The following is an 11,340-nucleotide window of genomic DNA, read 5'->3' as shown; positions in this document are numbered from 1 at the left end:
CGGCTCGGAGGCTCGACATGATCATCGACTGCGACTCGTGTGCGATGCGCGACCTGGCGTGCGGCGACTGCGTGGTCTCGGTGCTCCTCGGTCCGCCCGGCGCCCTCGCCCCCGGGTTCGACCCGGAGGAGCGCGCGGCCCTCGACGTCCTCGCCGACTCCGGACTCGTGCCGCCCCTGCGCCTGGTGCCCCGCCGGAGCGCGTGACCGCTTCCGGTGGAGTGCCTGATTCGTCCCGAAACCCACATGGCCCAACGCCACGCCCGGGCGAAAATGCGATGTAGGCCACAAATACGCCCCGTGACAGGCCGTGAGGACACCTGCACACGGAGCGGGCGGACCCGGGATGACCTGGGCAATTCCGACATCCCGCCTCTGCCAAGACCAGGTCAAGGGGCGGGGAAAACGACGCGGTGTCGGTCGACCCGCCCCGGGGGCCTCGTTATGTTTTCTTCATCTGGTGAGTGCTCCGACACCGCCCCGCCGGGGTGGGGGCGCCCACCACCGCCGAATTCGGAACCGGGTCGTCTCCCCACCAGGGGCGATGCGGAACCGGAACCGGGGACCCACCTCCACCTGGGGTGAGTCGGTGCAAACCCGCAGGTCGCGGGGCTGCACCGTAGGGCAGCTTCTGGGCCCGAACCCGTCAGCTAACCCGGTAGGCGGCCCGAAGAAGGAGCTCGTCCGCGTGCCCCACCTCCGTTCCGCTCGACCCGTTCGTGGCCTGGTCGCCGTCTGCGCGGCCTTCGCCCTCGCCGCAAGCGTGCAGGGCTCCGTCAGCGCCGCGCCCCGCCTGGATGTCGACGAGGCTCGCCGGCAGGTCGAGACGCTGTACCACAAGGCAGAGCAGGCCACGGAGCGTTACAACGAGGCCCGGATGGCCCTGCGTGACGCGGAGCGGAAGTTCGCCCGCGCGCAGAAGGAGGCCTCGGCCCAGCAGGCGACCGTCGCCGACCTGCAGCGCACCGTCGGCGCCTTCGCCGCGAACGCCTACCGCAACGGCGGCATGGACCAGACCCTCCAGCTCGTGTTCTCGGACGACCCGGAAGCCTTCATCGCCCGCGCCGCGAGCCTGGACGCCCTGTCCTCGCGCGAGGCCGGCGCCCTCCGCAAGGTCGTCGAGGCGCGCCGCGAGCTCCAGGCCAACCAGACCGCCGCCGCCCAGCAGCTGGCGGTCGTCGAGGCGCAGCGCAAGGCGCTCGCCGCCGAGAAGGCCGAGGTCGAGAAGAACCTCCGCGCCGCGCGTGAGGTGCTCAACCGCCTCGAGGCCAAGGAGCGCGAGCGCTTCGACCGCGCCTCCCGCGACGGCAACTCGCGCAACCTGCTCAAGAACCTCCCGCTGCCGAACCCGCGCGCCGCGAAGGCGATCGAGTTCGCGCTGGCGCAGATCGGCGACCGCTACGTGTGGGGCGCCTCCGGCCCGGACGGCTGGGACTGCTCCGGCCTGACGATGGCCGCCTGGAGCAAGGCCGGCGTCTCGCTGCCGCACTCCTCGCGGATGCAGTTCGCGACCGGGGACAAGATCCCGCGCTCGGAGCTCGAGCCCGGCGACCTCGTGTACTTCTACAGCCCGATCAGCCACGTCGGCATCTACCTCGGCAACGGCCGCATGGTCCATGCGCCGAACCCGGGCCGCCGGGTCGAGATCGCCCCGATCTCGCAGATGCCGTACGCCGGGGCGACGCGCCCGTAATCCGGCACGTCTCGATTCCCTCTCGACGCCTGACCTGCGCGGGACGGTCCCCGTACGATGCCCGCAATGTCGACGACCCCGCCGTCTCCGTGGCCGCCGCGGCCTGAGCAGGTTCGGCCGTTGCCGCGCCGCGGCAGCCTGGCGGCGGGCGTCGTGGTGTCGGTGGTGGCCGCCGCCGTGGCGATCGGGTTCGCGATCACCGACCGGGGGCCGTTCGCCGACGCCTTCGGCGACGACCGCAACGCCTCCCCGGTGGTCGAGCAGGGCGGCGTCGCCCGCGCGGGGGACGGCTCGGAGGACACCGTCGCCGAGCTGCTGCAGCGCCGGGCCGAGGCCCTGCTCGCCAAGAACCGCTCGGACTTCCTCGCGACCGTCGACCCGCAGGACGCCGAGCTGCGCCGCGCGCAGGCGACCTGGTTCGACAACCTCGCCGAGGTGCCGGTCACGAGTTGGCGTTACCAGCTCGCGCCGCGCGAGGACGCCCGCCTGCCGGCCGCGGCCGCCGCGAAGGCCGCGACCGCCGGTCCGGACAGCTTCGGCCGGTTCGTCGCGGTCGCGCTGCGGGTCGACGGCTACGACAACGCCGACGCCGTCCACGACGAGGTGCTGACCTTCACCCCGCGCGAGGGTCGCTGGTACGTCAGCGGCCGCTGGGTGGCGCCGGGTCGCGGCAACCAGCAGCTGTGGGACGTCGGGCGCGTCAACGCCTTCCGCAGCGACCACGCCCTCGTCCTCGGGCTGCCCGACGACGACGTGCTCGCCCCGATCGCGGAGGAGGTCGACGCCGCGGTCCCGCGCGTCGACGAGGTCTGGGGCAAGCGCTGGCCGCGCAAGGTGCTCGTGCTCGTCACCCGCACCGAGCAGGAGATGGCCGACCTGCTGGGCGGCAAGGCGTCGAACTACGCCCAGCTGGCCGCGATCACGCGCGGCGAGCTCGGGGTCGCGGAGGAGAGCGCGGCGGCGGAGCGGGTCGTCATCAACCCGCGGGCGTACGCGGACCTGTCGGAGGTCGGCAAGCGGGTCATCATGATCCACGAGATCACTCACGTCGCCGTCCGCTCCGCGACGCAGGAGTGGACCCCGATGTGGCTGGCCGAGGGCTTCGCCGACTACATCGGCTACCGCACCAGCGGCCTGTCCGTGCAGTTCATCGCTCAGGAACTCGTCGACGACCTGCGCAACGGGCTGAAGCCGAGGACCCTGCCGTCGGACTCCGACTTCGACACCACCAACCCCAAGCTGCCCCAGGCGTACGAGATGGCCTGGCTGGCCTGCCGCATGATCGCCGAGCAGCACGGGCAGGACGCGCTGCTCCAGCTGGTCCGCACCGCCGGCGCGCCCGGCGGGAGCGCCGCGTCGGTGGAAGAGGCGTTCACGAGCGTGCTCGGCACGACGCTCGCCGAGTTCACCGTGGACTGGCGCGAATACCTGGACGAGACGCTGACCTGACGGTGTCTCAGAAGTCCGACCCCCGCCGTCCGGCGCTGATCGCGTTCGTCGTCCTGCTCGTCGCGCTGCTCGCGGTCATCGTCACGACGACGCCGTGGGAGACGCTCCCGGAGCCGCCCGGGGGCCGGGTGCCGGTGGACGCGACGCGCGACTACGCCCCGGCGGACATCGCGCTCGAGGACCGGTACCACCGCTGGCTCTGGCCGGCCGTGCTCGGCGGGACGTTCGTGACGCTGCTCGTGACCGTCGTGCTCGGCCTCACCGCGATCGGGACGCGGATCGCGCGTGCCGTGGCCCGGCCGTTCGGTGGCGGGGCGGTCGCCACGCTCGTCCTCGGCACCCTCGCCGCCGTCGCGATCCCCTTCGTCGCCGCGCTCCCGCTGTCGATCTGGCGGGAGAACATCCAGCGCGACTACGGGCTGATCGTGCGCGGGTGGGGCGACTACGCGCTCGACACCGCGAAGTCCTACGGGCTGCTCGCCGCGATGACGCTGATCGGCCTGAGCGTGCTCTACGTGCTGATGCGCCGCTTCCCCCGGCGCTGGTGGGCGCCCGGGGCGGCGGGCGGCGCCGTGCTGGTCGTCGCGTCCTCGTTCGTCTATCCGCTGGTCGTCGAGCCGGCTTTTCACGACTTCTCCTCACTCCCCGCGGGCGACCTGCGGTCCTCGGTGCTCGCGATGGCGGCGCAGGACGGGGTCGAGGTCGACGACGTCCTCGTCGCGGACGAGTCGAAGCGGTCGACGCGGCTCAACGCCTACGTCTCCGGCATCGGCTCCAGTCGCCGGGTCGTCCTCTACGACACGACGGTGGACAAGCTCCCGCCGGCGGAGATCCGCCAGATCGTCGCCCACGAGTTCGGGCACGTGAAGGACAACGACGTTCTCGACGGGACCCTGGTCGGCGCCCTCGGGGCGGCGACCGGCGTCTGCGCGCTGTACCTGGCCGTCTCCTCGCCGTGGCTGCGTCGGCGGGCCGGGGTGGACGACCCCGCGGACCCGGCGTCCCTGGCGCTGGTGCTCGCCGTCGTCGCGGTCGTCGTGGCGGTGTCGACCCCGGTGGGGCTGGCGGTCAGTCGCAAGGTCGAGGCCCGCGCCGACGTCCACGCCCTGAACCTGACCCGCGACCCGGCGACGTTGATCGCGATGCAGCGTCGGCTCTCCGCGGCGAACCTCGGCGACGTCGACCCGCCGTGGATCGTGACGTTCCTGCGCTCCACCCACCCGACCGGGCCGACGCGCATCGCGAACGCCCGGACCTGGGCCCGTCTGCACGGCGTCCCCGAGCCGCCCGACCAGGCCGACGTCCCGATTCCGCGTCGCTGACCCGCGGCTGAGAAACTGCCGCGATGCCGCGGATCCTGGTCGTCACCAACGACTATCCGCCGCGGGCGGGCGGAATCCAGTCCTTCGTCGAGGCCCTCGTGCGCCGGCTGCCGCCGGACGAGGTCGTCGTGTACGCACCGGCCTGGGAGGGCGCCGCGGCCTACGACGCGGGGGAGCCGTACCCGGTGGTGCGCCACCCGCGCTCCCTGATGCTGCCGGTCCCGACCGTGGCGCGCCGGGCCCGCGAGATCGCCCGCCGGTACGGCTGCGACCGCGTGCTGTTCGGCGCGGCCGCGCCGCTGGGCCTGCTGGCGCCGGGGCTGCGCGAGGTCGGCGTCCGCCGGTCGGTCGGCATCACCCACGGCCACGAGGCGGGCTGGGCACTCGTGCCCGGGGGCCGGACGGCGGTCCGCCGGGTGGGCGCGGCGGTCGATGTTCTGACCTACCTCGGCGACTACACGCGCACGCACATCTCGCGGGTCCTGCGGCCCGCCGACCGAAGCAAACTCGTGCGCCTGCACCCCGGCGTCGACACCGACCTGTTCGTGCCCGGCACCAAGCGCGTCGAGCGCCGGGCCGAACTCGGGCTGGGGGACCGGCCCGTCGTCGTCTGCGTCTCGCGGCTGGTGCGGCGCAAAGGCCAGGACACGCTCATCGCCGCCCTGCCCGCGATCCGGGCTCGCGTGCCGGGCGCGACGCTGCTGCTGGTCGGGTCGGGCCCGGACGACGAGCACCTGCGGACCCTCGCCGCGCGCACCGGCGTCGCCGAGCACGTGGTGTTTCCCGGCGGCGTCCCCGCCGCCGACCTGCCCTCGTACTACGCGGCCGGTGACGTGTTCGCGATGCCGTGCCGCACCCGGCGCCGCGGCCTCGACGTGGAGGGCCTCGGCATGGTCTACCTGGAGGCGTCGGCGACCGGCCTGCCCGTCGTCGTCGGCGACTCCGGCGGCGCCCCGGACGCCGTCCTGCCGGGCCGCACCGGGCACGTGGTGGACGGCCGCTCAGTGGCCGCGGTCGCCCGGACCGTGGGCGACCTGCTCGCCGACCCGGCCGCCGCCACGGCGCTGGGGGCGGCCGGGCGCGCCTGGGCCGTCGAGGAGTGGGGCTGGGACCTGCAGGCTCGCCGCCTCCTGGAGCTGTTCGACGGCTGAGAGATGGGGTCCAGCACGGATACCGCCGCGGGCCCGGCGCGCCGACCGTAGGAGTACGCCACGAGGCGTACGTCAGAGGGAGGCTCGCCGTTCCCGGAGGGACCACGGTCGTGCTGGTGGCGGTGCTGACCCTTGCGGTCGGTGCCGCCTCGATGCTGCGCGCCGTGGGGCCGGGGGAGGTCGTGGTCGTCCGCCGGCGCGGGAGCCCCGCGCGGACCCGCCGGCGCGGGCTGCTGATGGTCCTGCCCGGGCTGGACGAGGCCGTCCGCGTCCCGGTGCACTTCGACGTCACCCCGCTCGTCGTCCCGGCCCGCACGGCCGACGGCGTCGACGTCCGGATCGAGGGCGCCGCGCACCTGCAGGTCGTCGACCCGGTGCGCGCGACGGCGAGTGAGACCCGGCACCGCGCCGGACAGGTGCTGGAGGGTGCGCTCGCCGAGGCGGCGGTCCACTCGTGGCTGGCCGACCTGGCGCGGCGGCGCGACTCGGTGCGCGACCGCGCGGCCGCGGCGGTCACGCCGGAGCTGCGCGCACTCGGCCTGGAGCTCGACACCCTCGTCGTGGACGCGATCGAGCTGAACCTGACCCCCGAACTCCTGGCCTGGGCCGACCGTCGGCCCCCGTCCGACTGACGCCGGTGGATCCGCAAGACCTGAACGTTCTGCTCGTGGCGGGGTGTGGCGTCGTCCTGCTGGCGGTCCTCGCCGTTCGGCTGACCACCCGTTCCGGACTCCCGACGCTGTTGCTCTACCTGGCGCTCGGGCTGGCCATCGGCGAGGACGGGCTCGGCGTCGAATTCGACGACTTCCAGCTCGCGCAGAACCTGGCGCTGATCGCGCTGGCGCTGATCCTCGGCGACGGCGGGCTGACGACCCGACTGGACACGTTCCGCCCGGTCGGGGTGCTCGCACTGGTCCTCGCGACGGTCGGCGTCGCGATCTCGGTGGCCGTGACCGCCGCGGGGGCGTACTGGCTCCTCGACATGGACGCGCGCACCGCCCTGCTGCTGGGGGCGATCGTGTCCTCCACCGACGCGGCCGCGGTGTTCGCGGTGCTGCGGCGGCTGCCGCTCCAGGAGCGGGTGAGAGCCGTCGTGGAGGCCGAGTCCGGCCTGAACGACGCGCCCGTCGTCGTGCTCGTGATGCTGCTCGCCTCGGACGCCTGGGACGGCGCGACGGCCTGGAGCATCGGCGGGCAGGTGCTCTACCAGCTCGTGTTCGGGGCGGCGATCGGTCTTGCGGTCGCGCGGGCCGGCCACTGGGTGCTGGCCCGGGCGGCCCTGCCGACCGCCGGTCTGTATCCCCTCGCGACGCTGTCGATCCTGCTGCTCGCGTACGCGACGGCCTCGGTGGCCGGGGCCAGCGGCATCATCGCCGTCTACCTCGCGGGAATCCTCCTCGGCAACAGCACGCTGCCCCACCACCGCGCGACGCTGGCGTTCTCCGAGGGGAGCGCGAGCCTGGCCCAGATCGGGCTGTTCGTGCTGCTCGGCCTGCTCGCGGACCCGTCCCGGCTCCCGGACGCCCTCGGGTCGGCGCTCGTCGCCGGCCTCGTGCTGACGTTCGTCGCCCGTCCGCTCTCCGTGGTGCTCCTCGGACGGCCGCTGGGCCTGACCTGGCGGGAGACCGCCTTCGTGTCCTGGGCCGGGCTGCGCGGTGCCGTGCCCATCGTGCTCACCACGGTGCCCGTGGCCGCCGGGGTGGCCGGGTCGGAGCGGATCTTCGACATCGTCTTCCTGCTGGTCGTGGTGTTCGTGCTGCTGCAGGGTCCGGTGCTGCCCTGGGCCGCCCGGACGACCGGGGTGACGGCCGAGGTCCCGACGCACGAGATCGCGATCGAGTCCGCGCCGCTGGACGAGTTGCGCGCCGACATCCTCGAGGTCGAGGTGCCCCGCGGTTCGCGGCTCGCCGGCGTGTGGACGGCCGACCTGCGCCTGCCACGCGGGGCGGCGTTGGTGCTGATCGTCCGGGACGGCCGTCCCGACGTTCCCGACGCGCACACGGTGCTGCGGGTCGGGGACCAGTTGTTGATCGTCACGACCCGCGCGGTGCGCGCGGAGACGGAGCAGAGGTTGCGCGCAGTAGGGAGATCGGGACGTCTCGCCGGCTGGCTGGAGTCCCGGTGAGCGAGATCCTGGCGGTGGCCATCTTCCTCGGCGCGTACGCGTTGATCGCCACCGAGAAGATCTCGCGCGTCGCGACCGCGCTCGGTGGCGCGGGCCTGATGCTCGCGACCGGGCTGACCGACGCGGACGCCGCGTTCTTCGCCCATCACACCGGCATCGACTGGAACGTCATCTTCCTGCTGCTCGGGATGATGGTGATCGTCGGCATTCTGCGCCCGACCGGGGTCTTCGAGTACCTCGCGATCTGGGCGGCCCGCAGCTCGAAAGGGCGGCCCTACCGCTTTCTGGTGACGATCTGCGTCGTCCCCGCGATGCTGTCCGCGTTGCTCGACAACGTCACGACCGTCGTCCTCATCGCGCCGGTGACGCTCTCGGTGTGCGCCCGCCTCGGCTGGCACCGGTGCCCTACCTGATCGCGGTCGCCATGGCCTCGAACATCGGCGGCACGGCCACGCTGATCGGCGACCCGCCGAACATCATCATCGCGGGCCGGGCCGGGCTCTCCTTCAACGACTTCCTCGTGCACATGGCGCCGGTCGTGGTGCCCGTGATGATCGCCTTCCTGCTGATGGCCCGTGTGCTGTTCCGCGCGGCGTTCGTGTACGACCCGGTGCGGGCGGCGGCCGTCCTCGAGCTCGACCCCAAGGCCGAGATCCTCGACCGCAGGCTGCTGATCACGTGTCTCGTCGTCGTGTCCGGCGTGATGGCCGCCTTCGTCCTGCACACGACGCTGCACCTGGAGCCCTCGGTCGTCGCGTTGCTCGGCGCGGGGGCGCTGATGGTCGTGACCGGCGTGTCGGCCGAGGTCGCCACCCAGGAGATCGAGACCGGGACCCTGGTCTTCTTCATGGGCCTGTTCGTGATGGTGGGCGCGCTGATCGAGCAGGGCGTCATCGACCGGATCGGGGACGCCGCGATCGAGGCCTCCGGCGGTGACCTGACCGTCACCGCGCTGGGGCTGCTCGGGTCGACGGCGGTGTTCTCCGCGCTGGTCGACAACATCCCGTACGTCACGGCGATGACGCCGGTCGTGGAGGGCCTGACGGCCGAGGCCGGGGTGGAGCACGGCGAGCCGCACGTCCTGTGGTGGGCCTTCGCGCTCGGCGCCGACCTGGGATGCAACGCGACCGCGATCGCGGCCGCGGCGAACATCATCGTGATCGGAATCGCCGCGAAGCACGGCCACCGCATCAGCTTCTGGGAGTTCACCCGCTACGGTCTCGTGGTGGCGCCGGTGACCATCGCCATGTGCGTCCCGTACCTCTACCTGCGATACCTGATGTGATGGGGGCCATAGTCCGATGCGGGCGCGCCAGATCCGAGCGCTGATCTCCCTGCTCGTCCTGGCGGGATCTCTGTGGGCCGTCCTCACCATGGACGCCAAGCTCGGCCTCGACCTCAAGGGCGGGACCCAGGTGGTCCTGGAGACCAAGGACTCACCCGAGGTGAAGGCCAACCGGGAGTCCACCGACAAGGCCCTCGAGGTGCTCCGGCGGCGCGTCGACGCCCTCGGTGTCGCCGAACCGAGCATCGCCCGATCGGGTGACCGCCGGATCATCGTCGAGCTCCCGGGTCTGCAGGAGCCCGCCGAGGCCGCGAAGGTGCTCGGTCGCACCGCCCAGCTGACGTTCCACCCCGTCCTCGGCGACGGTCCCGCCGCCGGCCCGGGCGCCGACAAGCCGGCCGAGGGCGAGCGCGAGCTCGTCGACGAGGACGGACTGCCGATCCGCATCGGGAAGGCGGCGCTGACCGGCTCCGGCGTCGGGGGAGCGGACGCGGGCTACGACCTCACGATGGGCGGCTGGTACGTCACCGTCGACTTCCGCGGGTCCGGCGAGGGCGAGTGGAAGAAGCTGACCGGGACGGCCGCCTGCAACCCGGTGGGCGACCCGACGCGGCGCATCGCGATCGTCCTCGACCAGGAGGTCATCTCCTCGCCGCAGGTGGATCCGTCGGTCGGGTGCGACGTCGGCATCGGCGGCGGCAGCACGCAGATCACCGGCTCGTTCACCGAGGACGGTGCCAAGGACCTGTCCGCGCTGATCTCCGGTGGTGCCCTCCCGGTCCCGGTCGAGATCATCGAGCAGCGGACGGTCGGCCCCACGCTCGGTCAGGAGGCGATCGACGCCAGCCGCAACGCGGCGATCATCGGCATCATCCTGACGGGTCTGTTCATCGTCTTCGTCTATCGGTTCTTCGGCTTCCTCGCGACGATCGCCCTCGCGTCCTACGCCCTGATCTCGTTCGCGGCGCTGCTGGTCCTCGGTTCCACCCTGACCCTGCCGGGCCTCGCCGGCTTCGTGCTCGCGATCGGCATGGCGATCGACGCCAACGTGCTGGTGTTCGAGAGAGCGCGGGAGGAGTACGGCGGGCCTGCCCGGAAGAACCTGCGCACGGCGATGAACACGGGCTACAACAAGGCCTGGACCGCGATCATCGACTCGAACGTCACCACGTTGCTGGCCGCCGGTCTGCTGTTCTACTTCGCGTCCGGGCCGGTCAAGGGCTTCGGCGTGACGCTGAGCATCGGCGTGCTCGCGTCGATGGTCTCGGCGCTGATCGTGGCCCGCAGCCTCACCGAGCTCGCGGCGAACCGCCCGGGTCTGCGCCGGCGCGCGGCCGTGACCGGCATTGCCACGACGGGTCGGGTGCGGAACTGGATCGTCAAGAAGAACCCGGATCTGATGGGCCGTCGGACGCTGTGGCTCTCGATCTCCGCCGTGCTGGTCGTCGTGGCCATCGCCGGCATCGTGGTCCGTGGCCTCAACCTCGGCATCGAGTTCACCGGCGGCCGGCTCGTGGAGTACTCGACCTCGACACCGCTCGACCCCGAGGTCGCGCGGGAGAAGGTCTCCGGCGTCGGCTTCCCGCGCGCGATCGTGCAGAGCTCGGGCGAGGACGACATCACCGTCCGTGCGTCCGACGTCTCCAACGAGGACGAGCTGAAGATTCGCGAGGCGCTCGGCGAGGCCGGTGGCGAGATCACCAAGCTGCGCGACGAGTTGATCGGTCCCAGCCTCGGCAAGGAGTTGCGGAACAAGGCGATCATCGCGCTGATCATCGCCCTGCTCGCCCAGATGATCTATCTCGGTGTGCGGTTCCGATGGACGTTCGGCGCATCAGCCGTGGCGGCGATGTTCCACGACGTTCTTCTCGTGACCGGTGCATTCGCCTGGTTCGGCAGACCTATCGACGGCGTCTTCCTGGCCGCCGCGCTGACCATCGTCGGTCTGTCCGTGAACGACTCCGTGGTCGTGTTCGACCGCGTCCGGGAGATGTGGGCCGACAACCCGAAGATGCCGTTCGCCAAGATCTGCAACGCGGCCACGCTGCAGACCGTGCCGCGTACGGTCAACACCGGTCTCGGCGCGATGTTCATCCTGGCGGCGCTCGCGGTCCTCGGTGGCGACTCGCTGATGGACTTCGCGATCGCCCTGCTCCTGGGTCTGATCGTCGGCACGCTCTCGTCGGTGTTCACCGCGACGCCGCTCGCGATCCTGCTCCAGGCGCGCTCGAACACGCCCCCGCCGACCCCGCGGCAGCCCAAGGACAAGCGCGCCAAGGAGCGCACCGGCGACGGTGCCGTGATCTGACGCGTGCC

Annotated in this window: 8 protein-coding genes, 1 pseudogene and 1 riboswitch; all 9 genes and pseudogenes read left to right on the top strand. The window is 72.4% G+C overall.

Going from position 1 to position 11,340, the window contains the following annotated elements:
* Positions 1-17: 17 nt before the first annotated feature.
* The 9 genes and pseudogenes from SPOPO_RS0123995 (at position 18) to secD (ending at position 11,332) form a co-directional block, all read left to right on the top strand.
* Entirely contained in the window at positions 18-206 is a 189-nt protein-coding gene (locus tag SPOPO_RS0123995) for a hypothetical protein (RefSeq protein ID WP_019877701.1), read from the top strand.
* 328 nt (positions 207-534) lie between these two features.
* A riboswitch (cyclic di-AMP (ydaO/yuaA leader) is annotated at positions 535-680 on the top strand.
* Positions 681-687: 7 nt separating this feature from the next.
* Positions 688-1,692 carry a C40 family peptidase gene (locus SPOPO_RS31420; RefSeq protein WP_019877700.1) on the top strand — a complete coding sequence of 335 codons (1,005 nt, stop codon included), beginning with the start codon at positions 688-690 and terminating at the stop codon, positions 1,690-1,692.
* A 66-nt stretch (positions 1,693-1,758) separates the two neighbouring features.
* Positions 1,759-3,141 (top strand): peptidase MA family metallohydrolase, encoded by a 1,383-nt coding sequence (locus SPOPO_RS31415; protein ID WP_156870189.1) that lies wholly within the window; start codon positions 1,759-1,761, stop codon positions 3,139-3,141.
* A gap of 2 nt (positions 3,142-3,143) precedes the next feature.
* Positions 3,144-4,463, top strand: a complete 1,320-nt coding sequence (locus SPOPO_RS0123980) for a M48 family metallopeptidase (RefSeq protein WP_019877698.1) — start codon at positions 3,144-3,146, stop codon at positions 4,461-4,463.
* A gap of 23 nt (positions 4,464-4,486) precedes the next feature.
* Complete coding sequence (locus SPOPO_RS0123975) at positions 4,487-5,614, top strand: glycosyltransferase family 4 protein (RefSeq protein WP_019877697.1); 1,128 nt, start codon at positions 4,487-4,489, stop codon at positions 5,612-5,614.
* A gap of 116 nt (positions 5,615-5,730) precedes the next feature.
* A complete protein-coding gene (locus SPOPO_RS0123970; RefSeq protein WP_156870187.1) occupies positions 5,731-6,246 on the top strand; it encodes an SPFH domain-containing protein in 516 nt (171 codons plus the stop codon).
* Positions 6,247-6,251: 5 nt separating this feature from the next.
* Positions 6,252-7,739 (top strand): potassium/proton antiporter, encoded by a 1,488-nt coding sequence (locus tag SPOPO_RS0123965; RefSeq protein ID WP_019877695.1) that lies wholly within the window; start codon positions 6,252-6,254, stop codon positions 7,737-7,739.
* Positions 7,736-9,024: pseudogene (locus SPOPO_RS32065) on the top strand (ArsB/NhaD family transporter). The gene SPOPO_RS0123965 and the pseudogene SPOPO_RS32065 overlap by 4 nt, the downstream one beginning before the upstream one ends.
* 16 nt (positions 9,025-9,040) lie before the next feature.
* Positions 9,041-11,332, top strand: a complete 2,292-nt coding sequence (secD, locus tag SPOPO_RS0123955) for a protein translocase subunit SecD (protein ID WP_019877694.1) — start codon at positions 9,041-9,043, stop codon at positions 11,330-11,332.
* Positions 11,333-11,340 lie beyond the last annotated feature (8 nt).

The organism is Sporichthya polymorpha DSM 43042, assembly GCF_000384115.1.
GTDB lineage: Bacteria > Actinomycetota > Actinomycetes > Sporichthyales > Sporichthyaceae > Sporichthya > Sporichthya polymorpha.
Note: the sequence above shows the minus strand (reverse complement) of the source record. Positions and strands in the feature narration are given on the sequence as shown.